Origin of the sequence: Kitasatospora sp. NPDC057015 (genome assembly GCF_042673745.1) — a bacterium.
Lineage (GTDB): Bacteria > Actinomycetota > Actinomycetes > Streptomycetales > Streptomycetaceae > Kitasatospora.
Window position 1 is genome coordinate 37,339 of sequence record NZ_JBHUSG010000035.1, and the last position, 23,114, is coordinate 60,452.

Genomic DNA, 23,114 nt, shown 5'->3' on the forward strand with positions numbered 1-23,114 from the left:
GGGGGGGGGGGGGGGGGGGGGGGGGGTGGTGGGCCCCCGGGGGGGGGGGGGGGGGGGGGGGGGGGGGCGGGGCGGGGGCGCCCCCCCCCCCCCCCCGCCGGGCTCAGAAGCCGAAGTCCTGGGTCCACCAGGGGCCGCCGGAGCCGGTGTGGACACCCACGCCGAGCTTGGTGAACTGGCAGTTCAGGATGTTCGCCCGGTGCCCCGGGCTGTTCATCCAGGCGGTCATCACGGCCTCCGCGGTGGCCTGGCCGCGGGCGATGTTCTCACCGCCGAGGTTGCTGATGCCGACGGCCTTCGCCCGGTCCCACGGGGTGTGGCCGTCCGGGTCGGTGTGGTCGAAGAACCCGCGTGCGGCCATGTCGTCGCTGAAGGCCTTCGCCAGCGCGTCCAGGCGCGCGTCGGCGGTGACCGGCGCGCAACCCGCCGCCTTGCGCTGCTCGTTCACCAGGGCCAGCACGGCGGCCGCGGGACTGGCCGCCTTGGTGCTCGGGCTCGCGGTGGTCGTGGGAGTCGCGCTCGGGCTCGGCTTCACCGTGGGGGCGGCCGTCGTCGCGGTGGCCGTCGCCGTGGGGGTGCCCGCGGTGGCGCCGGGGGAGGCGAGCGGCGAGCGGGCCTCGCCGCGGTCGGCCGCGGGAGAGGCGTCCGCACGGGTCGGGGTCGCGCTCGGGGCGCTCGCCCCGGCGCTCGCCGTGCCGTCGGGGGAGGCGGTGGGGGAGGAGCCGCCGGGCGTACCGGTGCCGTCGGGGGACAGTGCCGCCAACGGGGTGTCGCCGGCCACCACGGCGGCGTCCGGGGCGGGCAGGACACCGCTGATCACGCCCCCCGCGCCGGCGGCGAGCGCCGTGGCGCAGAGGGCCAGCAGCCCGCCCGTCCGGCGCCGGCGCTTCTGCTGCCTGGCCGCGCGAGCCGCTCGGCGGCCGGCTCGTCCCGGGGGCTCCTCGGTGTCGGCCGGCCGCGCGCCGCGTGCGTGTCGTGCCATCGAGCTGAACCCCTCCCGAAACTGTGAGCGATCGCAGAGGACTCTAGGGCATGCCGGCTGTGACGGGAGGGGAAGGGCGGAGAAGGGGAGGTGTGGGAGGGGTGAAGTGGGCGCGCGCCTGTTGGCTCGGCTCGCCTCCGGGGCGCTTCGATCCGGTGCCGACGGTCATCGCTCTCCCCCAACCTCCGGCCGGGGGTGCCCCCAGCGGTCGCTTCGCTCCCTTCCTCACTCCCTCTCCCCCAGCCTTCGGCCGGGGGTGCCCCCATTTCGGCACCGGCGCGCCCCTTCGGCTCGCTCGCGTCTTTGGGCTCGGCTCGCCGCCGGGCTGCTCGCGGTCGTGTGGCTCGGTTCGCCTGCGGGGTGGGGCCGATAGGGTCGGCCTCATGCATGGTCGTGACAGCAACGAGCCCGTCCGGGCCACCGTCTGGGTGCGGGGCAGGGTGCAGCAGGTCGGCTTCCGCTGGTGGACCCGCGCCCGGGCGCTGGAGATCGGCCTCAGCGGCTATGCGAGCAACCTCGGTGACGGCCGGGTCCAGGTGGTGGCCGAGGGGCTGCCCGCCGACTGCGAGCGGCTGCTCGCCCTGCTGCGCGGCCCGGACACGCCCGGCACGGTCACCGGGGTCACCGAGATCTGGACCGCCACGGGCGAGGGCTACGAGGGCTTCGCGATCCGCTGACCGCCGGGCTCGGGCCCGCCGGCCGGCCTCCTGTCGATCATGCCGGTCACCCGGACGGAGCACCTCCCGGACGGGGCGGACCGGACCCCGCACCGGATCCACGGCAACTGCCGGTGTCATGCGGTTGCCATCTGGGCAGACTCGTGGTTGACTCCGCATCGAGCAGTGATCCACCGCGAGTCGGTGGACCCATCGCGAGGCCGCCCGAGGGACCGCCGGCGTGACACTTCCGCCGTGCAGGTGACAGGGCCGTCGTCGCTTGCGGTGATCGTGTTGACCCGTTCCGTCTTTGGTGAGACGCTGGAAGCCCGCGCACACGACCGCGTTTTCCCGGTAGGCGCATGCCCTTGTGAGCCCAGCTCACAGTGGCTGTTCCGTAGTGCCCAGCCAGCACTGCCGGTGGCGCGAAGCGCGTGCGTCTTCCCTTCCCCCTAGACCCATACCGCACAGGTTCGGTCACTCAGCGTGGAGGACCACTCATCATGGCAAAGGCGCTTCTCGGGTACGTCGGCGGTCCCGACCCGCGAATGCTCTCCGAGATGCGACGGCTTCAGCAGCGCGTCCAGGACCTGGAGTCCGAGCTCATTCGGATGCAGGCCGAGAACGACGCTCTGATCGCTGTCGCGGACGAGCACTCGCTGCTCAGCAGCATCGATCTGGATCAGCGCGAGCCGGCACTCACCTGATCCCCGCCGTACCCTCGTCGGTCGACGCACTGTCGATCGACGGTTGTTCGACGCTGTTGTGCACTGAGCTCCCGTAAGGGACGCAGCTTGCAAGGGACGCCCTGACCGGCGTCCCTTCGTCGTGTCCGGAACCCTTTGCCGGTGAGGTTTCCCCTCCCGGCGCGCCTGAAACCGCCGGACCCCATGCGTCTGGAACCGCCGGATCGCCGGCGGTCGGAACCGCGCGCCCCCGCAAGCCTGGAGCCCTCCCCGTACCCGGCCGGATACAGTCGCGGGGCGGGGGCCGGCGCAGTGACGAGGAGGACCGGCGGATGCACCTGAAGAGTCTGACCCTGCGCGGTTTCAAGTCCTTCGCCTCCGCCACCACACTGCGCTTCGAACCCGGCATCACCTGCGTGGTCGGGCCCAACGGCTCCGGCAAGTCCAACGTGGTGGACGCGCTCTCCTGGGTGATGGGCGAGCAGGGCGCCAAGTCCCTGCGCGGCGGGAAGATGGAGGACGTCATCTTCGCCGGCACGAGCGGACGCAGCCCGCTCGGCCGGGCCGAGGTCAGCCTCACCATCGACAACTCCGACGGCGCGCTCCCCATCGACTACGCCGAGGTGACCATCACCCGGACGATGTTCCGCAACGGCGGCAGCGAGTACGCGCTCAACGGCGACACCTGCCGCCTGCTCGACATCCAGGAGCTGCTCTCCGACTCCGGCATCGGCCGCGAGATGCACGTCATCGTCGGGCAGGGCCAGCTGGACTCCGTCCTGCACGCCGACCCGATGGGCCGACGGGCCTTCATCGAGGAAGCGGCCGGCGTCCTCAAGCACCGCAAGCGCAAGGAGAAGGCGCTGCGCAAGCTGGACGCGATGCAGGTCAACCTCAACCGCGTCCAGGACCTGGTCGCCGAACTGCGCCGCCAGCTCGGACCACTGGGACGTCAGGCGAAGATCGCCCGACGGGCCGCCGGTATCCAGGCCGACCTGCGGGACGCCCGGATGCGCCTGCTCGCCGACAACCTCACCGGGCTGCGGCGCGCCGTCGAGGCCGAGGCCGCGGACGAACTCGCGCTGGCGGTCCGGCGCTCCACCGTGGAGCAGGAACTCGCCCGGGCCCTGCAGCGCGAGGCGGTGCTGGAGGCGCAGGTCCAGCAGCTCGGACCGCGGCTGGAGGCCGCCCGGCAGACCTGGTACCAGCTCTCCGCGCTGACCGAGCGGGCCCGGGGCACCATCGGCCTGGCCGAGGCCAGGGCCCGGCACGCCGAGGCGAGCGGGCAGGCCGAGGAGCGCCGCGGCCGCGACCCCGAGGAGCTGGAGCGCGAGGCGCAGCACGTCCGCGAGGAGGAGGCCGCGCTCGCCGAGGCCCTGGAGGAGGCCCGCTACGCGCTGGCCGAAGCGGTCGAGACCCGGGCCGGGCTGGAGCGCGACCTCGCTGCCGAGGACCGGCGCCTGAAGGCCGCCGCCCGCGCCGTCGCGGATCGGCGCGAGGGCCTGGCCCGGCTGCACGGACAGACCGCCGCGGCCCGCTCCAAGGCCGCCGGGGCCGAGGACGAGATCGGCCGGCTCGCCCGGTCCCGGGACGAGGCGATCGCTCGGGCCGAGGCCGCCGAGGCGGAGTTCCGGCAGCTCCAGGAGCAGGTCGACGGCCTCGCCGAGGGGGACGAGGCACTCGAACGCTCCCACCGGGACGCCCGCGCCGGCCTCGCCGCGGCCGACCGCGACCTCACGGCCGTCCGGGACGAAGCCGCCGCCGCCGACCGGGAGCGGGCCGCGACCACCGCCCGGCGCGACGCCCTGGCACCGGGCCTGCGCCGCAAGGACGGCAGCGGCACCCTCCTCGCGGCCGACGACGACCCGGCCGCCGGCGTGCTCGGCCCCGCCGCCGCCCTGCTGAAGGCCGAGCCCGGGTACGAGAGCGCCGTCGCGGCAGCCCTCGGCGCCGCGGCGGACGCGGTCGCGGTGGACGGCGTCGAGGCGGCCGTCCGGGCCCTCGCCCTGCTCCGCAGTCAGGACGCGGGGCGGGCGGCCCTGCTGATCGCCGGCCGGCCGGCGACGCCGAATGCCGCGCCGGACGAGCTGCCCGCCGGCGCCCGCGCCGCAGCCGACCTCGTCACGGCCCCGGCCGAACTGCTGCCGGCGGTCCGCGGCCTGCTGGCGGGCGCGGTGGTGGTCGACGGGTTGCCGGCAGCCCGGCGGCTGGTCGTCGAACGCCCGGAGCTGACGGCCTACACGCTCGACGGCGACCGGCTCGGCGCGGGCTTCGCCCAGGGCGGCTCGGCCGGCGCACCGAGCCTGCTGGAGATCCGGGCCGCGGTCGACGAGGCCGAGCGGGCCATCGAGGAGCTCGCCGCCCGGTGCGGGCGCCTCGCCGAGCGGCTCGGCGAGGCGACCGCCCGCCGCACTGCGGCGGCCGCCCCGGGGGAGCGCCTCGCGCGGGGCGCCCCCCACGCGCCGCAGGCCCGCGGGGCGCGCGGGGGGGGGGCGGGGCGCGGGGCGGGGGGGGGGGCCCCCCCCCCCCCCCGCCGCACTGCGGCGGCCGCCGAGGTGGAGCGCCTCGCGCTGGGCGCCCGCCAGGCGCAGCAGGACCGGGCCCGGGTCGCCGGCGCCCTCGGCCGGCTCGGCGGACAGGCCCGCGCCGCCGCCGGCGAGGCCGAGCGCCTCGCCGCCTCGGCCGCCCGGGCCGAGGAGGGACTGGAGCAGGCCCGGGCGGCCGCCGAGGAGCTGGCCGAGCGGCTGGCGGCGGCCGAGGAGGCGGCCTGCGCCGACGACCTGGAGCCCGACGGCGCCGAGCAGGAGCGACTGGCCGAGGCCGCCGCCGGGGCCCGACAGGCCGAACTGGAGGCCAGGCTCTCCGTCCGCACCCACGAGGAGCGCGTCCGGGCCCTGGCCGGCCGGGCGGACCAGCTGGACCGCTCCGCCCGCACCGAGCGCGAGGCCCGGGCCCGGGCGGTGGCCCGGCGGGAGCGGGCCGGGCACGAGGCGGGCGTGGCCAAGGCCGTGGCCACCGGCACCCGGCAGCTGCTCCGCTGCCTGGAGGTGTCGCTGGCCCGGGCCGCCGCGGACCGGGACGAGGCCGAGCAGGCCCGCTCCGCACGCGAGGGCGAACTGCGCACCGGCCGCGAGCACGGCCGGGAGCTGAAGGCCGAACTCGACAAGCTGGTCGACACCGGCCACCGGGACGAGGTGCTGCGGGCCGAGAAGCGGCTGCGGATCGAACAGCTGGAGACCAGGGCCCTGGAGGAGTTCGGCGTCGAGGCCGACGAGCTGCTCGCCGGCTACGGACCGGACGTGCCGGTGCCGCCCGGGATCCCGGAGGACGGGCAGCAGCCGGGGGAGCCCGTGCCGTACGTCCGGGCCGAGCAGGAGAAGCGGCTGCGGGCCGCCGAACGCGCCTACCAGCAGCTCGGCAAGGTCAACCCGCTGGCGCTGGAGGAGTTCGCCGCGCTGGAGGAGCGCCACCAGTTCCTCGGCGAGCAGCTGGACGACCTCAAGCGCAGCCGGCGCGACCTGATGGACATCGTCCGGGACGTGGACACCCGGGTCGAGCAGCTGTTCACGGCCGCCTACCGGGACACGGCCGCGCAGTTCGAGGGCGTGTTCTCCCGGCTCTTCCCCGGCGGGGAGGGGCGGCTGCTGCTCACCGACCCCGACAACATGCTGACCACGGGCGTCGAGGTGGAGGCCCGGCCGCCGGGCAAGAAGGTGAAGCGGCTGTCCCTGCTCTCCGGCGGCGAGCGCTCGCTCACGGCGGTCGCCCTGCTGGTCGCCATCTTCAAGGCGCGCCCGAGCCCGTTCTACGTGATGGACGAGGTGGAGGCGGCACTGGACGAGAGCAACCTGCGCCGGCTGATCGCCATCATGGAGGAGCTGCGGGAGAGCTCCCAGCTGATCGTGATCACCCACCAGAAGCTCACCATGGAGTCCGCCGACGCGCTGTACGGCGTCACGATGAAGGGCGACGGCATCTCGCAGGTGATCAGCCAGCGGCTGCGCGTCGCGGCACCGCCCTCCCGCCCGGCCGCCCCGGCGGGGGCCGGTCCGGTCTGAGCGGCGGGGCTGCGTAGGGGGGCTGCGTCGCGAGTCCGAGCGGCGGGTCTGCGCCGCGGGGCTGAGCCCGCCGGGTGATCCGCGCGCCCGACGGCCCCCGGGGCCGGGCGTGTGCCGCTTCCACGGGCCGGTCGCGGATACTGGGAGGGTTGTGACTCCTCCCCCTCGCCCGCGAGGGGGGCTGCGCACTCAGCCGCCCGGCGAAGCCGGAGCGGCCGGCCACGACCTCCGCCGAAGGGCGGCGGTCAAGCAGTGAAGCGGCGGTGCTGCGGCCCGCCGGGCGAAGGATCACCAGCACTCCCGGCCTCACGGACGGGCACCCAGCGAAGGAGTTTGATGTGGAATTCGTGATCCTTGCCGTGGTCATCGCGGTGGCCGTCATCGGCACGATCGCGGGCCTCGTCGTCAGCGGGAGGCGACGCAAGGAGCTGCCGCCGAAGGCGTCGGCACCGGTCATCACGGCGCCGAAGGCCCCGGTCGAGCCCGAGCCGGAACCCCAGGTGGGGGACGAGGCCGCGCCACCGGTCGAGGTACCCGTCCAGACCGTCGAGGAGGTCCAGCTCCCGCCGGCCCCCGCGGTCGAGGAGGCGCCCGCCCTCGAAGTCCCCGAGCCGACCGCCGGGCGGCTGATCCGGCTGCGCTCGCGGCTGTCCCGCTCGCAGAACTCGCTCGGCAAGGGCCTGCTCACGCTGCTCTCGCGCGAGCGGCTCGACGAGGACACCTGGGAGGAGATCGAGGAGACCCTGCTGGTCGCCGACGTCGGGGTGAAGCCGACCCAGGAGCTGGTCGAGCGCCTGCGCACCCGGGTCAAGGTGCTCGGCACCCGCACGCCCGCCGAACTGCGCGGCCTGCTCCAGGAGGAGCTCGTCCTGCTGATCGGTGCGGACACCGACCGCACGCTGCACACGGCCAAGCACGAGGACGGCCGCCCGGCCGTCGTCCTGGTGGTCGGCGTCAACGGCGTCGGCAAGACCACCACCTCGGGCAAGCTCGGCCGGGTCCTGGTGGCCGACGGCCGCAAGGTCGTCCTGGGCGCGGCCGACACCTTCCGGGCCGCGGCCGCCGACCAGCTGCAGACCTGGGGCGAGCGGGTCGGTGCGCGGACGGTGCGCGGACCGGAGGGCGGTGACCCGGCCTCGGTCGCGTTCGACGCCGTGAAGGAGGGCATCGCCGAGGGCGCCGACACCGTCCTGGTGGACACCGCCGGGCGGCTGCACACCAAGACCGGCCTGATGGACGAGCTGGGCAAGGTCAAGCGGGTCGTCGAGAAGCACGGTCCGGTCGACGAGGTGCTGCTCGTCCTGGACGCCACCACCGGCCAGAACGGTCTGGTGCAGGCCCGGGTGTTCGCCGAGGTGGTCGACATCACCGGCATCGTGCTGACCAAGCTGGACGGCACCGCCAAGGGCGGCATCGTGATCGCGGTCCAGCGCGAGCTGGGCGTCCCGGTCAAGCTGATCGGGCTCGGCGAGGGCGCGGACGACCTGGCGCCCTTCGAGCCGACCGCGTTCGTCGACGCGCTGATCGGTGACTGACCGGCGACCGATCGGCCACTGACCGATCGGCGACCGACCGGCCGCGGGTGACCGCGTCCGTGCGAACGGCCGCCGCAGGGGCCGCTTTCCCGAGGAGGGGGAGCGGCCCTTCGTCGTACCGGCACGCGGGCCGTCGTGCGCGGCGAGCGGGCTCCGGCGGGATGGACACGGTCCGACGGGTTGGACCGGGGTCCGACGGGTTGGACCGGGGTCGGACGGGGTGGACCGCGGGGCTCAGGAGGCCAGCCAGACGGGCTCGGCCCGGCGTTCGCGCCCGCGGTGGCAGGCGTAGGCGAGCGTACCGAGCAGCAGGCGGGCCTCCGGCGGGCAGCCGGCGTTGTCCCGGGTGGGGCGGCGCAGCCAGCGGACCGGGCCGAGCCCGTCCAGCACCGTCGGCGGCGCGGCCACGTAGCTGCCCTCGCCGTGACAGGCGAGGTCGAGCGCGGCGTCGTCCCAGCCCATCCGGTACAGCAGTTCGGGCAGCCGGCGGGCGGTGCCGGCCGCGACCAGGAACTGCAGCCGCCCGGTCGGCGGGGCCAGCACCGGGCCGACCTGGGTGCCCATCCGCTCCAGCCGCACCAGGGCCTGCAGCCCGGCCTGCTCGGGGACGTCCAGCACGTCGAAGGCCCGCCCGGTCGGGAAGAGCACGGCGCCCGCCGCGCCGAGCTCCGCGCCGGCCTCCCGGGGGGCCGGCCCGGCGGGGAGCCCGGCCGGGAGGCCGGCGCCAGGGGCGGGGTGCAGGCCCGGGGCCGCGCAGCGGGCGGCGCCGCAGGGGCAGCCCAGCGGTGCGCCGGCCCGGCCGACGGGGCCGGCCGGCCGGCCGGGCGCACCCGGGGCGACCGCCCAGCCCCAGCGCCCGGTGTACTCCGCTGCCGCCTGGAACGCGGTGGCGCGGATGCGGCGCCGGGTGCCGCGAGCCGCGAGCCGCAGGTGTCCCAGTCGAAGATCGCCGAACAGGTTGTCCATGCCTCCCCCAACAGGTTCTCGTTGCCAGTGGTTACGGGATGGTGACGTTGTGTCGATTGTCCGATGTGGTGCGTGTGGTGCGGGGGCGGCGCGCAGTGGCCGGTGTGCGCCAGTTCGTACGGCGCGATCCGGCGGTCGCCCTGCGGCGGCCGGTACGGGGGCGGAACGCCGGGGGCGGGTGCGCCCCCCGGTGCGGCGGGGCCGGCAAACTCGCCTGCGGCTGCTGCCGGTTGTCCTGTCGGTCGGGATATCACAGGTGACTTGGCGGCCCGCATATGCCGGTCCGGCCGGACTACCAGTGAAGCGTGTGCGGACTGCGCACAGTTCACCCGTGGGGGTGGCGAAAGGTGGCGTTTCTCCGGCGATGCTCCCCCGGATGGTCGAAAGAGCGTTACGTTCACCTCACCGAGCGCGACGAGGCATCCGCTCCAGCCCTTCCGGGGGCGGGAGTTGGGGAGTGCGACACCTCCTCGTCGGGCGGTGGCACACCAGTACGAAAGGCGTGAGTGCGAGGAAGCGTGGACACGTGGACCGTGGACGCGTGGAGACAGGCGGGTGCGACCGCACCACTGCGGGAGCAGCGGCGTCGGAGGGCACCCGGGCGGTACGAACAGGTACGGCACGTCTAGGAATCGCCCGCGACCGTCGGGCATCACGAGCGGGGCCCCGTGGGCGGGGCCGGGCGGGATGGGACGTTCCCATGGCAGAGAAGCAACCCAACGAGAAGCTGACCTCGTGGTTCGGCCGAAGCGGCTGGTCCAAGGGCGAGTTGGCCCGGCAGGTCAACCGCAGGGCCCGCCAGATCGGCGCGCACCACGTCTCCACCGACACCTCACGGGTGCGCCGCTGGCTCGACGGTGAACAACCCCGCGAGCCGATCCCGAAGATCATGTCGGAACTGTTCTCCGAGCGGTTCGGCTCGGTCGTCTCGATCGAGGACCTCGGGCTGCGCGCCGCCATCCCGGTCTCCACCGTGGGCGGCGGCGTCGACCTGCCGTGGAGCGCCCCGCAGACCGTCCAGCTGATCAGCGAGTACTCCCGCAGCGACCTGATGCTCAACCGCCGCGGATTCCTGGGCACTTCACTCGCCCTGACGGCCGGCGCCGCGCTGATCGAGCCGATGCAGCGCTGGCTGACCCCCGGCCCCGGCGGCGCCCCCACCCCCATCCTGGCGGCGGCCAACGGCGGCGAGCCGTTCAGCGGCCGGCTCTCCGAGCCGGAACTCGAACTGCTGGAGCAGACCACGGTCATGTTCCGGCAGTGGGACGCGCAGAACGGCGGCGGCCTGCGCCGCAAGGCCGTCGTCGGCCAGCTGCACGAGGTCACCGACCTGCTGCAGGAGAGCTACCCCGAGCACACCACCAGGCGGCTGTTCCGGCTCACCGCCGAACTCGCCCACCTCGCGGGCTGGATGTCCTACGACGTCGGGATGCACCCGAGCGCGCAGAAGTACTACGTGCTCGCCCTGCACGCGGCCAAGGAGGCCGGCGACCGCCCGTTCGGCGCGCTCATCCTCACCGACATGAGCCGGCAGATGATCCACCTCAACCGCGGCGAGGACGCGCTGGAGCTGATCCACCTGGCCCAGTACGGCAGTCGCGACACCGCCACCCCCAAGCAGCAGTCGCTGCTGTACGCGATGGAGGCCCGCGCCTACTCGACGATCGGCGAGGTCAACCGCTGCGCCCGCGCCGTCCGGCTGGCGGAGGACACCTTCACCGACATCCGCGAGGGCGACAACGACCCGGACTGGCTGAAGTTCTTCTCCGCGGCCGAGCTCAACGCCGAGAACGCGCACTCCTACCGCGACCTCGCCTACCACTCCAGCCGCAGCGACCTCTACGCCTCGATGGCGGCGCCGGTGATGGAGCGCGCGGTCGACCTCTTCCGCCGGGACGACGACCACGTCCGCTCGTACGCCTTCAACCTGGTCGGCATGGCCAGCGTCCACCTGCTGCAGAACGAGCCCGAGCAGGCCGCCGTGATGGCCGAGCAGGCGGTGGACATCGCCACCAAGGTGCGCTCGGAGCGGCTCAACACCCGGGTGCGCAAGACCTCGGAGGCGGCCAACCGCAACTTCAGGGGCGTGCCGGGGGTCAGCCGGCTGGCTGACCGGGTGGTGCAGGAGATCCCGGAGTTCGCCTCGGCGGTCTGACCGGGCCGCGGCCCGTCGGCCCCGCCGGGCCGGCGGCTCGCGGTGCCAGGTGCGGGTGCGCGGGCTGCACCGCCGACCGCAGACTTCCGGCCATCGAGGGCCGCCCGGGGCCGCCGCAGGGCCCGTCCCGCCGACCGTGGAGGCCACCGCCTCCACGGTCGGTGATCGTTTGGGCACTCCCGGTGCTGTGCGGCCGTACGGTAACCCAAGATCTGTCATGGCACGGCCGTAGTTCACGTCGGCGTAACCCGTGGGTTCACGTCGTCACGGCGGCGAAACACCGAGCCGCATCGGCCGAAACCCGCCTTCGACACTCTCCTCTTCATCGCCGACACCCCGGGTGGCACGGGACAGGTATCCCGCGGGTGGAGCGGCTTTCATTTACGAGGAGACGCCGATGCCGGACGGCTTCAGCGCAGGCGATACCGCCTTTGTGCTCATCAGTGCGGCCCTGGTCATGTTGATGACCCCGGGCCTGGCCTTCTTCTACGGGGGCATGGTCAGGGTCAAGAGCACGCTCAACATGCTGGTCATGAGCTTCGTTTCGCTCGCGATCGTCACCGTGCTCTGGGTGCTCTACGGCTACAGCCTCAGCTTCGGCCCCGACGCGGGCGCCGGTCTGATCGGCAACCTCGACTTCCTGGGGATGCAGGGCATCGGCCTGAACGACCTGACCGGCACCATCCCGGTCACCACCTTCGCGGTGTTCCAGCTGATGTTCGCCATCATCACCCCCGCGCTGATCAGCGGCGCCATCGCGGACCGGGCGAAGTTCGGTGCCTGGGCCCTGTTCGTCGCCCTCTGGGTGACGATCGTCTACTTCCCCGTCGCGCACTGGGTCTTCTTCTTCGACAAGGGCAACGGCGGCTGGCTCGGCGACCGCAACGGCGTGATCGACTTCGCCGGTGGCACCGCGGTCCACATCAACGCCGGTGTCGCGGGCCTGGCCCTCTGCCTGGTGCTCGGCAAGCGCGTCGGCTTCAAGCGCGACCCCATGCGCCCGCACAGCCTCCCGCTGGTGATGCTCGGCTCCGGCCTGCTGTGGTTCGGCTGGTTCGGCTTCAACGCCGGCTCGGCGCTGGCCGCCAACGGCGTCGCCTCGATGGCCCTGATCAACACCCAGATCGCCACCGCCGCCGCGGTCCTCGGCTGGCTGATCTACGAGAAGATCAAGCACGGCGCCTTCACCACCCTCGGTGCCGCCTCCGGCGCGGTGGCCGGCCTGGTCGCCATCACCCCGGCCTGCGGCTCGGTCAGCCCGCTCGGCTCGATCGCGATCGGCCTGATCGCCGGCGCCGCCTGCGCCGCCGCGATCAGCCTCAAGTACCGCTTCGGCTTCGACGACTCCCTCGACGTGGTCGGCGTGCACGCCGTCGGCGGTGCCATCGGCTCGCTGCTGGTCGGCCTGTTCGCCACCGGCACGGTCGGCCAGACCGCCAAGGGCCTGTTCTACGGCGGCGGCCTCGACCAGCTCGGCAAGCAGGCCATGGGCGTCGGAGTGGTCGCGGTCTACTCCTTCGTCTTCTCCTGGCTGATCGGCCAGGCGATCCACAAGACCATCGGCTTCCGGGTCTCCGAGGACGTCGAGGTGGCCGGCATCGACCAGGCCGAGCACGCCGAGTCGGCCTACGACTTCAGCGCGATGGGCGCCAGCCTGTCCCGCGCCACCCCGGCCCCCGCCGGGAAGACCGAGAAGACCGCCGAGAAGACTGAGGTTGGCGCCTGATGAAGCTCATCACCGCGGTCATCAAGCCGCACCGGCTGGACGACGTGAAGGCCGCCCTGCAGGCCTTCGGGGTGCACGGTCTGACCGTCACCGAGGCGAGCGGCTACGGCCGCCAGCGCGGCCACACCGAGGTCTACCGGGGCGCCGAGTACACGGTCGACCTGGTGCCGAAGGTCCGCATCGAGGTCCTCGTCGAGGACGACGACGCGGAGCAGCTGATCGACGTCCTGGTGAAGGCCGCCAGGACCGGCAAGATCGGCGACGGCAAGGTCTGGAGCATCCCCGTCGACACCGCCGTCCGGGTCCGTACCGGGGAGCGCGGGCCCGACGCCCTCTAACATCGTCTCGATCACTCACGCGGACCTGCGGCCGGTTACCGGTCGCAGGTCCGCTGACGGCATATCAGGACCGTGCACCGCCCGGACGACGGATGGGGATCTCGACATGACCACCGAATCCAGCCCGCCCTCCCCGCCCGCGGACGGACCGGACGGGCCCACCGGCTACGGCGACGCCCGGACCCGGCTGCTCGCCGACCCCGCCGTCCTCGGCGCCGAACGCCGCGCCGCGCTCGCCGCGCTCACCGACCGCTGGCTGGCCGGACTGCTCGACGCGGCCGGCGCCCCGCCCGGCGTCGCCCTGGTCGCGGTCGGCGGCTACGGACGCGGCGAGCTCTCCCCGCGCAGCGACCTCGACGTCCTGCTGCTGCACGACGGCCCGGTCGACCCCGAGCTGCCCGAGCGCATCTGGTACCCCGTCTGGGACGCCGGGGCCGCCCTCGACCACTCGGTCCGCACCCTCGGCGAGGCCCGCTCCGTCGCGGCGGAGGACCTCAAGGCCCAGCTCGGCCTGCTGGACGCCCGGCACATCGCCGGCGACGCCGCCCTCACCGCCTCGCTGCGCTCCGCCGTCCTCTCCGACTGGCGCGCCACCGCCTCCACCCGCCTGCCGGAGCTGCAGGAGCTCTCCGCGGAGCGGGCCGAGCGGCACGGCGAGCTCTCCTTCCTGCTGGAGCCCGACCTCAAGGAGGCCAGGGGCGGCCTGCGCGACGTGGTCACCCTCAACGCGATCGCCGCCTCCTGGCTCGCCGACGCCCCGCGCGACGGGCTGGACGCCGCCGCCCGCCGCCTCAGCGACGTCCGCGACGCCCTGCACCAGACCACCGGACGAGCCACCGAACGCCTCAGCCTGCAGGACCAGGACCAGGTCGCCGCGACCCTCGGGGTGCTCGACGCCGACACCCTGCTGCGCCAGGTGTACGAGGCCGCCCGCACCATCACCTACGCCGGCGACGTCACCTGGCGCGCCGTCGACCGGGTGCTCGCCGCCCGCTCCAGCCGGGGCCGGCGCTCCTCCCGGCTCTCCTTCCCGTTCACCGGCGTCGGCCGCGGCGGCGGCGCCGTGGCCCGGGGCGCGGTGGACCGCAGACCGCTCGCCGAGGGCGTGGTCGAGCAGGACGGCGAAGCCGTCCTCGCCCAGGGCGCCCGCCCCGCCACCGACCCGGTGCTGCCGCTGCGCGCCGCCGCCGCGGCCGCGCAGGCCGGCCTGACCATCTCGTACGCCACCGTGCGGCGGCTGGCCGCCGAGACCAGGCCGCTGCCGGTGCCCTGGCCCGACGAGGCACGCGAGCAGTTGATCACCCTGCTGGGCGCGGGGGAGGCGTGCATCCCGGTCTGGGAGGCGCTGGAGGCCGAAGGCCTGATCACCCGGCTGCTGCCGGACTGGGAGCGGGTCCGCTGCCGCCCGCAGCGCAACGCCGTGCACCGCTGGACGGTCGACCGCCACCTGGTCGAGACCGCGGTGAAGGCCGCCGCCATGACCCGTCGGGTGGCCCGCCCCGACCTGCTGCTGGTCGCCGCGCTGCTGCACGACCTGGGCAAGGGCTGGCCGGGGGACCACTCGGAGGCGGGCGAGGTGATCGTGCGCGACGTCGCCGTCCGGATGGGCTTCGACCGGGCCGACACCGAGACCCTCGCCGTCCTGGTCCGCCACCACCTGACGCTCGTCGACACCGCGACCCGGCGGGACCCGGACGACCCCGCCACCGTCGACCTGATCACCAAGGTGGTCGGCACCCTGCCGCACCTGGAGCTGCTGCACGCACTGACCGAGGCCGACGCCACCGCGACCGGCCCGGCCGCCTGGAGCAGCTGGCGGGCCTCGCTGGTGGACCACCTGGTCTCGCGCGCGGCCGCCCAGCTCGCCGGCGGGGATCCGGCGCCGGCCTTCGACCGCGGCGGCCCCCACCCGGACGCCGAGCCGACCGCGGAGGAGGAGCGCCTCGCCGTGGAGGCGGCCCGGACCCTGGGCCCGGCGCTGTCCCTGCACGCACAGAGCAACCAGGACTCCTTCGCCACCGAGCCGATGGGTGTCGACCTCACCCTCGCCATCCCGGACCGCCCCGGCCTGCTGGGCACCGTGGCCGGCGTGCTGGCCCTGCACCGGCTCACCGTCCGCGCGGCGAGCCTGCGCGAGCTGGACCCGATCGGCGCCGGGGCCGTCCTGCTGCTCTCCTGGACGGTCACCGCCGAGTACGGCGAGCTGCCGGAGGCCGCCCGTCTGCGGGCCGACCTGCGCCGCGCCCTGGACGGCTCGCTGGACGTCGCCCGCAAGCTCGCCGAACGCGACGCCGCCGCGCCCCGGCGGCGCGGCATCAGCACCCCGCCGCCGGTGGTCTCGGTCGCCCCGGGCGTCGCCTCCGCCACCGCCACCGTCCTGGAGGTCCGCGCCCACGACGCGCCCGGCCTGCTGCACCGGATCGGCCGGGCCCTGGACGGGGCGGGGGTGCGGGTGCGCACCGCGCACGTCTCCACCCTGGGCGCGGACGCCGTCGACGCCTTCTACGTCACCGACCCGGCCGGCCGGCCGCTGTCGGCGCAGCGCGCGGCGGAGGTGGCGGCGGAGATCCAGGCGGCCCTGGGGTGACCGTGGGCGTGGGCGTGGGCGAGGGCGTGGCACGGGGACCGGCCGGGTGCGGCCGGCCGCCGTCAGTGCTCGCGGTCGGGGAGTTCGGAGCCCTTCGGCGGGCGGGTCAGGCCCAGCAACCGCTCCTCGGAGGCGCCGAACTCCCGGAAGTTCTCCCGCGCCTGCGTCAGCGTGACCCGGTTGGGGCCGCCGCGGTCCGCGTCCGCGTCCGCGTCGCCCTGTCCCGTGTCCTCCCACCCGCACACCGGGCAGATGTCGTACCGTCCGCGGGACGGCAGGGTCGTACGACGGCAGCAGGGGCAGCCGTGGCGAGGTTCTCCGCGAGTCCCGCTCCGGCTTCGCTCCGGGTTCACTCCGGCGCGGAACGGTAGGTCCGGAGGCCCTCGACGCGTGCGGTGGCGAAGGCGAGCTCCACGCGGGTTCCCGGACCTCGCATCGAGAGCAGGCACTGCCCGGGGCCGGTGCGGGAGAACGCGTACTCGTCCACTCCCTGGTAGCCCCACCCGTCGATGTCCGCGCGGGTCAGGCCGGAGAGCACGACGAAGAACTCCACCGAGTGCCGCGGGGCTTCGTCGATGCCGCCGGACGCCGTGGCCGGCGGAAGCCCCGGACGTTCGAATCCGAGGGTGACCGACTCCCCGCGTTCGTCGGCCAGGAGGGAGAAGAGGTCGAGCTCCTCGAAGGCCGGCGGGCCGCCGAGGGCTCCGACGAGTTCGTCCGGATTCGTCAGCAGCCCCGTCCAGTCAAACCCGCTCATAGTAGTTCTTCTCCCAGGTGGCGGGCGGTGCCGAGTACCGCAGTGCGTCGACTCGGCCGGTGTAGTGGTGGACGGGGGAGGGCCCGTCCGTCGCGGCCTCCCGGGTGCTCAGCCGTCCGACCGAGACGGAGCGGTTGCCGGTGAAGGCGATGCTCGTCCGCCCGCCGTCGATGCGCACCGCGATCCGGTTCTCCGGGAGCTCCCCGATCTCGATCACCGCCTCGGCGGGCAACGGACCGCCGGTGATCCGGACGTCCCCGACGTCCAGGAACTGGAGGTGGAACTCGACGGTGTCGCAGCCCGGTCGGGCCCTGTCCGCCCGCAACAGCTCGCCCTGGTCCGGGAGGCTGGCCCTGAGCGTGAGGGTCGGCCCGCGCCGGTTCAGATGGAGCGAGTGGATGCGCGGCGCACCCGCCCGCGGCCCGGTGCGGTACAGCTCCAGCAGCTTCTCCGGGTTCCGGAGGGTGTCAACCCAGTGCAGGGTCATAGTAGTAGTGCTCCTCCACCGGGGGCCCGAGCTGGCCGTTGCGCGGGTCATCATACGGTCGGACGTGTACGTGGGGAGGCTGGTCGCCGACCCCGTTCGGGTCACCGTAGGAGTGCCCGGTGTGGTGGTCCTGGAACGTCACGAGATCGCCCGAGTCCGTCAGGTAGTCCTCCTCCTTGAAGTACACCGGCTGGTGGTTCTCGTCCAGGATCTGCTTCCCGCGCGGAGTCGTCGACGGGACCCAGCGCTCTTCGAGGGGCTCGGAGCCCTCCGGAACGCCCGCGTCCCTGAGCGCCTGCTCCTTGGCCGCGGCGCGGCAGGGGGCCAGGCCGAGCGGGTCCGACCAGACGGTGGGGTTGGGCACGTACGCGTAGTGGTCGGGGGCCGGCGTGAGGCCGAGCGGGTCGGGGGACGCGTACCGGCCGACCTCGGGGTCGTAGTAGCGGTTGACGTTGTAGTGGAGCCGGCTCTCGGGATCGAAGTACTGGCCGGGGAAGCGCAGCGGCGTGTACGTCGTGCTGCTCTTCGGCCAGGTCGTCGACCCCCAGACGGTGGTCCGTGCGCGCCAGGCGATCGCGCCGGATCCGTCGACCAGCTCGGTGGGCGTGCCGATCAGGTCCGTGACGATCGCGAAGAACCTGCGGTCGACCTCGGCCGGATCCGCATCGCGGGTGATCTGCTCGATCTGGCAGACGGGCCGCGCCCCGCGGTGCTGCCACGTCAGGGTGTGCAGGCCGGCGGAGTGCGGGTGACGGGTCCGCTGCTCGGCCAGCGTGAAGCCGTCCCAGGTGAAGTCGGTCTGCTCGGCGACCCGTCCGTCCTCCCCTTCGAGCCGCTGCTTGGCGATGCGGCGCCCGAGCGGGTCGTACAGGTAGCGCCAGTCCGTTCCGTCCGGGGTGGTGAGCGCGGTGAGGCGGTTCTCCGCATCCCAGGCGAACCGCCAGGTCTCCGGCTTGCGCGACAGCCTGGTCTTCTGCCGGAGCGTCATCCGGCCCTGGGCGTCGTACTCGTAGCGCACGCCGCCCGCGCGGGTCACCCGAGTGCCGGCGTACTCCCGCGGACCGACCGCCGCGGCGGTGTTCGCCGACTCCGGCCAGTGGGCCTCGGTCACCCCGCCCGTCGCGTCGTAGGCGTAGCGCTCGGTCCAGTTGTGCGCGCTCACGGCGCTGATCCGGCCGTTGCCGTCCAGGGCGAAGGAACGCCGCCCGGAGAGCCGGTCGTCCACCTCGGTGAGCATGCCGTCGGGGCGGTAGGTGTAGTCGCGGCTCTGGACCACCCGGCCGCCGGCCGCCGTGGCCGGCTCACTGAGCGGGTCGGGGGCGTCGTCGACCAGGATCGCCTGGCTGCTCAGGCGGTGGTCCTGGTCCCAGAGACTGGCCAGGCTCGCCCGGCCGGCCAGGCTGCGGCTGGTCTCCCGGCCGGCCTCGTCGTAGGTGAAGCCGACGGTGTGGCCGGAGGCGGAGAGCGAGGTGCGGCGTCCCGCGGCGTCGTAGCCCCAGAGGCTCTCGACGCCGGCCGGTGTCCGCCGGCCGGTACGGCGTCCGGCCTCGTCGTAGTGGCTCTCCAACCGTGCGCCGTTGCACACTTCGGCGGTGATCCGGCCGAGCTGGTCGTACTCGCGGACCAGTTCGACGTCCGGGCAGACCGCGCGCAGCAGCCGTCCGGCCCGGTCCCGCGTGTAGGTCGTCGTCGCGCCGTCGACCGTCTTGCGGACGAGGCGGCCGAGCACGTCGTGCTCGTACCGGACCGCCTCGGCACCGCCCGTGCGCCGGGCCAGCACCCGTCCGACGGCGTCCCGGTCGTAGCCGAGGACACGATCGTCGAAGTCGCTCTCGGCCACCAGCCGGCCGGCCGGGTCGTAGCTGTAGTCCCAGGTGAGGCCCTGCGGATTGGTGACCCGGAGCAGTCGCAGTTCGGTGTCGTGGACGAACTCGTGGCGCACGCCGTCCGGGCCGGTGCGGGCGGCGAGCAGGTCGAAGTGCGTGTACTCGTACCGGCTCACGCCCCCGACGGCGTCGACGTGCTCGACCAGGTTGCCCTCGCCGTCGTAGCGCCAGGACTCCCGTGCCCCGCCGGGGGTGGTCCGCCCGGCGAGACGGCCCTCCAGGGTCCAGGAGTAGACGGTGGTGCCGCCCACCGGGTCGGTGCTCGCCACCGGCCGGCCGAAGGCGTCGCGCTCGTAGCGGAGGGTGCCGCCGAGCGGATCGCGGACCTCCAGCAGCAGGCCCGCCGCGTCGCGCCTGAGCGTCGTGGTGTTGCCGAGCGGATCGGTGACCGCGACGACGTGGCCGAGCTCGTCGTGGCGCAGGCGGGTCGTGCGGCCGGCCGGGTCGGTCGTGGCGATCCGGTTGCCCCGGCGGTCGTACCGGTGGCGCCAGGTGGCACCGTCCGGGTCGACGAGCACGAGGGGGACGTTCAGCTCCGCGTCGTAGGCGGCCAGGGCCTGCGCGCCGTCGGGGCGGGTGACGGTGACCAGGTTGCCCGCGGGGTCGTACTCGTAGGCGGTGATCCGGCCGAGCGCGTCGGTGCGGGAGAGCACCCGGTCGTGGCGGTCGCGCCGCCACTGGGCGACGTGGCCGAGCGGGTCGGTCTCCTGCAGGACCTGGCCGCGGTCGTTGACCAGGAAGCGGGTGGCGTGGCCCAGTGAGTCCGTCGCGGTGGTGACGCTGTGGCCGCTGGCCGGGTCGATCTCGCCGTAGGCGTAGCGGTAGTGCAGGTGGCCGGCCGTGCCCCCCTGGTCGGTGCAGCGGTCCAGGTGGTCGTAGGCGTAGCCGTACCGGGAGCCGTTGCGGTCCACCCAGGCCGTCATGCGCCCCCGGTCGTCGTACTCGAACACCTGCGGCAGGCCGGAGGAGTTGACGACGTGGGTGAGCATGCCGTCCGTGTAGCCGTACCGGACGATCTCCAGGTCACCGCCGTCCGGCCCGGCCCCGGTGAGGTGGAGGGCGGTGATCCGGTCACCGGTCACCTCGATGCCCACCCGGTGGCCGCTGTGGTGCCGGATCGCCACCGGCGCGCCCGCGGCGTCGTAGTCGAACGCCGTCCAGCGGCCGTTGCGGTCCCGCAGTTCCGTGAGCGGCGCGTGGGAGGCGTCGTCCGGATCGGGGGTGAACACCCGGGACCGGCCGGTCAGCGGGTCCTCGACCGAGTAGGTGCCCGACGGGTCGAGGGTGAGCGGCCACCTGGCCCCGGACACGGGGAGGACCGCGACGCCGGGGACGGGGTGCGGGTAGCTCAGCAGACCGCCGTCGGCCCTGAGCAGCAGCACGCCCGCCGAGTCCACGACCAGCCGCTCGTCCGCGCCGCAGGCCCAGCGCGGTCCCATCCAGAGGCCGGAGCGGTACCCCGAGTTGTAGGCGCGGCCGAAGGACACCGGGAGCGAGCCCTGGAGCGCGAGGTCGCTCTGGCGCAGGATCACCCGTCCGGTCGCGACGTCGACGGGGTCGCCGCACTCCTTGATGTTCGCCGGCTCCCGGGCCTCCTTCCCGGCGTTCTCCGCCGCGTCCCTGGCCGCCTGGCCGGCGTCCTTGCGGGCGGCGTTCTCGCCCGCGTCCTTCGCGGCGTTCTTCGTGGCGTTCTCGCCCGCGTCCTTGGCCGCGTTCTCGGCGACGTTCTTGGACGTGTTGAGCGCGACGTCCTCGGCGACCGCGCCCGCCTCGCCGGCGCCGCCGGTGGCCACCCCGAAGGCGACGTTGGTGGTCAGCTTCCCGAAGGCCTCGAAGGGGTCGGAGCTCCAGCCGGAGCCCACCACGGCCGAGAGCAGCTCCATCGGATGGTTGGAGGCGTGCAGCAGTCCGGCGGCCGTGGTGGAGACGTGATCGGCGTACTGGGCGGGGTGGGTCAGGTTGTACGGGTCCGTCGGGTTCAGCCCGCGACCGAACTTGACGATGTCCGCGGCCCCCTTCACCAGGCCGCCGGCCAGGTGGAGCTGTCCGACCATGGCGCCCTGGAAGGTGTCGGACAGGTCGTTGCCCATCCGGGACCTGAAGCTCGGCTCGGCCGGCGCGGTGGCGGTGGCCGCGTCGACGGCCGACCTGGCGGTGTCGGCGGCGGCGTCCCGCTGCTGCCGGGCGGTGCGCAGTTTCTCCTGGGCCTGCTTGAGGCCCGCCACGCCCGGGTCGTGGAACTCGCCCGGATCCGTGGGCCGCGGGCCCGGGTCCCTGCCGTCCTGGGAGGCCTTGTTCCAGTCCTGGGCGGCCTGGTTGTAGCGGTCGACGTTCTTGTCGTAGGAGTCGCGGGCCTGTTCCGAGGCCTTCTTCGCGGCCTTGTACGTGTCGATGGCCTGTTGGGCCTGCTCCTGCGCCCAGGTGACGGTGTGGGCGAAGCCGTCCATCGCGTACGCCGCCGCCCGGCAGGCGTCCGCGGCGGTCAGCCAGAGCTTCGGCTGCGGGGCGAACTTCGCCCGGAAGGCGTCGCCGGCCGCGCCCTTCCAGTGCTCGGCGTCCAGCCGGGACAGGCCCTGCCCGGTCTGCTCGAACGCCGCCTGGAACCTCCGCAGGTGCTTGACCGACTCGCCGATCCCCTCGACGTCCCCGTGCACCAGGTCCTTGGGGTCGTCGGACTCGCCCAGCTGGTACTCCCCGACCTGCGCGCCCAGCGAGTCGGCCACGGAGTCGCCGAAGGAGTCGACCGCGTGGGCGGCGCCGTGCAGCCCGACCGCGTCCAGCCCGTCGCCCAGCAGGTGCGCCCCGCCGTCGACGGCCGAGCCGACCGTGCTCTTCACCGAGTCGATGCCGTCCTCGAAGGCGTCCCCGACGCCGTCGACGAAATCCCCGAAACCCATCTCAGCCCCCGCTGTCCGGCCGCTGCTGCGGCACCACCTTCGTGCCGAACAGGTCGGTCTGCGCCTGCTCGTACTCGTCCCCGAGGCCCGCCAGGTCGGCGGCCTTGCGGCGGACGCCCATCGGGCCGTCCATCAGGTCCCGGCCCTCGGCCTGCCAGGTCTCCTTCATGTGCTCGCCGGCCGCCGCGGCGGACTGGGCCGAGAAGTCCGCGTCGCGGACCTGGGTGTACGGGTTGTCCGAGAGGGTCTGACCCCAGGACTGCGCCTCGACCTGCTCCTGCGTGAGGTCCGGGTTGCCCATCGCGGCGTTGACCACGTCCTTGAACGTGCCCGACACGTACTGCTCCTGGTCGTGGTACAGCCCGGCCGACAGGCCCAGCCGCAGCGCGATCTCGTTGCCGTCCTGGACGACGGTGCGCACGCCCCAGGCCCAGCGCTCGGCGAACGCGGCGAAGGAGTCGTGCAGGCCGGCGTGTCCGATCTGCATCCCGGAGAGCTCGATGTTGGAGAAGCCGCGGCCCACCTCGGCGCTCTCGTCGATGCCGAGCGTCTTCAGCTCCGCGATCGCGCCGTTGATGCCGTCGGCGGCGAGCTTCAGGGCCTGCGGGTCCACCGCGTAGCTGTCAGCCACGGCCGTCCTCCCCGGCGAGGTCCAGCGCGGCCGCGTCCGGCACGATCCCGGCCATCGGCGGCAGGAACGCGGGGGCCGGGCCGGCCACGTCCAGCACCACGCCGGTGGGCAGGGGGGCGGCCGGGACGGCGACGTCCAGCAGGCGGGCGCCGTAGACGGTGACGTACGACCACTCCCGCCCGGCGCGGCCGTCCCGCCGCTCGGCGAAGCGGGCCAGCGCCGCCTCACCGGTGAAGGCGTGCAGCCAGCGGATCCCGCCGCTGTCGGCCGCCCACCAGCCGCCGTCCGCGGTGACCGGGACGAGTACGGCGCTGCGCCGGAACTCCCCGATCAGGGCCGCCGGGTCGTAGTCGGCCGTGCCCAGTTCGGCGGCCCGGGCGGCCAGCGCCTCGTTGTGCGGCGTCCCGCCCCCCGGCAGCCCGTCGCTCGGCGCCCCGTCGCCCGGTGCCCCGTGGTGCGGAGTCCCGTGGTGCGGCCCGTCGCCCGGTGCCCGGCTCCCGGGAGGGCCGTCCGTGCTCCAGGAAGGGCCGTCCTTCGACGGACCGCCGCCCGAACCCCCGCCGCTCGATGCCCCGGCGCTCATGAATGCTCCCCCTGTGACGCAGGCATGACGGCACCGACCGTAGCCAAGCGCGGGCGGTCGCGACACCTCGCTTCGGTAAAGAAACCGCCCGCCCGGGCAGCTCTCCCGACCTGGCCGCCACCGGGGTGGAGACCGTACCCGGGGCGGCCGGATACCCTGGGGGCGACGACCGTACCCGTACCGA

The 23,114-nt window shown here is 74.4% G+C and carries 16 protein-coding genes; 8 read left to right on the forward strand and 8 right to left on the reverse strand.

All coding sequences use genetic code 11. The features are described from left to right. Positions 1-103 precede the first annotated feature (103 nt). Positions 104-982, reverse strand: coding sequence for a CAP domain-containing protein (locus tag ACFTWP_RS27665; protein WP_380267593.1), 879 nt, complete (start codon positions 980-982; stop codon positions 104-106). Positions 983-1,365: 383 nt separating this feature from the next. Between ACFTWP_RS27665 and ACFTWP_RS27670 the strand changes: the two genes are divergently transcribed. The 4 genes from ACFTWP_RS27670 (at position 1,366) to ftsY (ending at position 7,917) form a co-directional block, all read left to right on the forward strand. Then, positions 1,366-1,659, forward strand: coding sequence for an acylphosphatase (locus ACFTWP_RS27670; protein ID WP_380267594.1), 294 nt, complete (start codon positions 1,366-1,368; stop codon positions 1,657-1,659). Between the two features lie 482 nt (positions 1,660-2,141). Further along, on the forward strand, positions 2,142-2,345 hold the full coding sequence (locus tag ACFTWP_RS27675; protein WP_073925999.1) for a hypothetical protein: 204 nt from the start codon (positions 2,142-2,144) through the stop codon (positions 2,343-2,345). A 311-nt stretch (positions 2,346-2,656) separates the two neighbouring features. Further along, the gene (locus tag ACFTWP_RS27680; RefSeq protein ID WP_380267595.1) at positions 2,657-6,382 is read left to right on the forward strand and encodes an AAA family ATPase; all 3,726 of its coding nucleotides are present in this window, start codon (positions 2,657-2,659) and stop codon (positions 6,380-6,382) included. 338 nt (positions 6,383-6,720) lie between these two features. Further along, on the forward strand, positions 6,721-7,917 hold the full coding sequence (gene ftsY, locus ACFTWP_RS27685; RefSeq protein ID WP_380267596.1) for a signal recognition particle-docking protein FtsY: 1,197 nt from the start codon (positions 6,721-6,723) through the stop codon (positions 7,915-7,917). Positions 7,918-8,151: 234 nt separating this feature from the next. Here the strand turns inward: ftsY and ACFTWP_RS27690 are convergent, their stop codons facing one another. Then, complete coding sequence (locus ACFTWP_RS27690; RefSeq protein WP_380267597.1) at positions 8,152-8,883, reverse strand: bifunctional DNA primase/polymerase; 732 nt, start codon at positions 8,881-8,883, stop codon at positions 8,152-8,154. Positions 8,884-9,583: 700 nt separating this feature from the next. Between ACFTWP_RS27690 and ACFTWP_RS27695 the strand changes: the two genes are divergently transcribed. From ACFTWP_RS27695 to ACFTWP_RS27710, 4 genes are all read left to right on the forward strand, one after another. Next, a complete protein-coding gene (locus ACFTWP_RS27695) occupies positions 9,584-11,038 on the forward strand; it encodes a hypothetical protein (protein ID WP_380267598.1) in 1,455 nt (484 codons plus the stop codon). Positions 11,039-11,435: 397 nt separating this feature from the next. Further along, a complete protein-coding gene (locus ACFTWP_RS27700) occupies positions 11,436-12,764 on the forward strand; it encodes an ammonium transporter (protein ID WP_380267599.1) in 1,329 nt (442 codons plus the stop codon). Then, a complete protein-coding gene (locus tag ACFTWP_RS27705; protein WP_380267600.1) occupies positions 12,764-13,102 on the forward strand; it encodes a P-II family nitrogen regulator in 339 nt (112 codons plus the stop codon). The genes ACFTWP_RS27700 and ACFTWP_RS27705 overlap by 1 nt, the downstream gene beginning before the upstream one ends. 106 nt (positions 13,103-13,208) lie before the next feature. After that, positions 13,209-15,689 (forward strand): [protein-PII] uridylyltransferase, encoded by a 2,481-nt coding sequence (locus ACFTWP_RS27710; RefSeq protein ID WP_380267601.1) that lies wholly within the window; start codon positions 13,209-13,211, stop codon positions 15,687-15,689. Between the two features lie 62 nt (positions 15,690-15,751). Here ACFTWP_RS27710 and ACFTWP_RS27715 read toward each other — a convergent pair whose 3' ends face one another. Genes ACFTWP_RS27715 through ACFTWP_RS27740 form a run of 6 tightly spaced genes read right to left on the reverse strand, consistent with a single transcriptional unit; the run spans position 15,752 to position 22,930 of the window. Beyond that, the gene (locus tag ACFTWP_RS27715) at positions 15,752-16,138 is read right to left on the reverse strand and encodes a CPCC family cysteine-rich protein (protein WP_380267602.1); all 387 of its coding nucleotides are present in this window, start codon (positions 16,136-16,138) and stop codon (positions 15,752-15,754) included. Then, positions 16,039-16,446 (reverse strand): hypothetical protein, encoded by a 408-nt coding sequence (locus ACFTWP_RS27720; protein WP_380267604.1) that lies wholly within the window; start codon positions 16,444-16,446, stop codon positions 16,039-16,041. Before ACFTWP_RS27720 ends, ACFTWP_RS27715 begins: the two co-directional genes overlap by 100 nt. Next, a complete protein-coding gene (locus ACFTWP_RS27725; RefSeq protein WP_380267605.1) occupies positions 16,433-16,933 on the reverse strand; it encodes a hypothetical protein in 501 nt (166 codons plus the stop codon). Before ACFTWP_RS27725 ends, ACFTWP_RS27720 begins: the two co-directional genes overlap by 14 nt. After that, positions 16,914-21,716 carry a putative T7SS-secreted protein gene (locus ACFTWP_RS27730; RefSeq protein ID WP_380267606.1) on the reverse strand — a complete coding sequence of 1,601 codons (4,803 nt, stop codon included), beginning with the start codon at positions 21,714-21,716 and terminating at the stop codon, positions 16,914-16,916. The genes ACFTWP_RS27725 and ACFTWP_RS27730 overlap by 20 nt, the downstream gene beginning before the upstream one ends. A 1-nt stretch (position 21,717) precedes the next feature. Then, on the reverse strand, positions 21,718-22,347 hold the full coding sequence (locus tag ACFTWP_RS27735; protein ID WP_380267607.1) for a hypothetical protein: 630 nt from the start codon (positions 22,345-22,347) through the stop codon (positions 21,718-21,720). Next, the gene (locus ACFTWP_RS27740; protein WP_380267608.1) at positions 22,340-22,930 is read right to left on the reverse strand and encodes an SseB family protein; all 591 of its coding nucleotides are present in this window, start codon (positions 22,928-22,930) and stop codon (positions 22,340-22,342) included. The genes ACFTWP_RS27735 and ACFTWP_RS27740 overlap by 8 nt, the downstream gene beginning before the upstream one ends. Between the last annotated feature and the right edge of the window lie 184 nt (positions 22,931-23,114).

Bases quoted from the DNA above. Each gene is read 5' to 3' on its own strand.
- ACFTWP_RS27665 (WP_380267593.1), bottom strand. From the start codon at position 982: ATGGCACGACACGCACGCGGCGCGCGGCCGGCCGACACCGAGGAGCCC.
- ACFTWP_RS27670 (WP_380267594.1), top strand. From the start codon at position 1,366: ATGCATGGTCGTGACAGCAACGAGCCCGTCCGGGCCACCGTCTGGGTG.
- ACFTWP_RS27675 (WP_073925999.1), top strand. From the start codon at position 2,142: ATGGCAAAGGCGCTTCTCGGGTACGTCGGCGGTCCCGACCCGCGAATG.
- ACFTWP_RS27680 (WP_380267595.1), top strand. From the start codon at position 2,657: ATGCACCTGAAGAGTCTGACCCTGCGCGGTTTCAAGTCCTTCGCCTCC.
- ACFTWP_RS27690 (WP_380267597.1), bottom strand. From the start codon at position 8,883: ATGGACAACCTGTTCGGCGATCTTCGACTGGGACACCTGCGGCTCGCG.
- ACFTWP_RS27695 (WP_380267598.1), top strand. From the start codon at position 9,584: ATGGCAGAGAAGCAACCCAACGAGAAGCTGACCTCGTGGTTCGGCCGA.
- ACFTWP_RS27700 (WP_380267599.1), top strand. From the start codon at position 11,436: ATGCCGGACGGCTTCAGCGCAGGCGATACCGCCTTTGTGCTCATCAGT.
- ACFTWP_RS27705 (WP_380267600.1), top strand. From the start codon at position 12,764: ATGAAGCTCATCACCGCGGTCATCAAGCCGCACCGGCTGGACGACGTG.
- ACFTWP_RS27710 (WP_380267601.1), top strand. From the start codon at position 13,209: ATGACCACCGAATCCAGCCCGCCCTCCCCGCCCGCGGACGGACCGGAC.
- ACFTWP_RS27720 (WP_380267604.1), bottom strand. From the start codon at position 16,446: ATGAGCGGGTTTGACTGGACGGGGCTGCTGACGAATCCGGACGAACTC.
- ACFTWP_RS27725 (WP_380267605.1), bottom strand. From the start codon at position 16,933: ATGACCCTGCACTGGGTTGACACCCTCCGGAACCCGGAGAAGCTGCTG.
- ACFTWP_RS27730 (WP_380267606.1), bottom strand. From the start codon at position 21,716: ATGGGTTTCGGGGATTTCGTCGACGGCGTCGGGGACGCCTTCGAGGAC.
- ACFTWP_RS27740 (WP_380267608.1), bottom strand. From the start codon at position 22,930: ATGAGCGCCGGGGCATCGAGCGGCGGGGGTTCGGGCGGCGGTCCGTCG.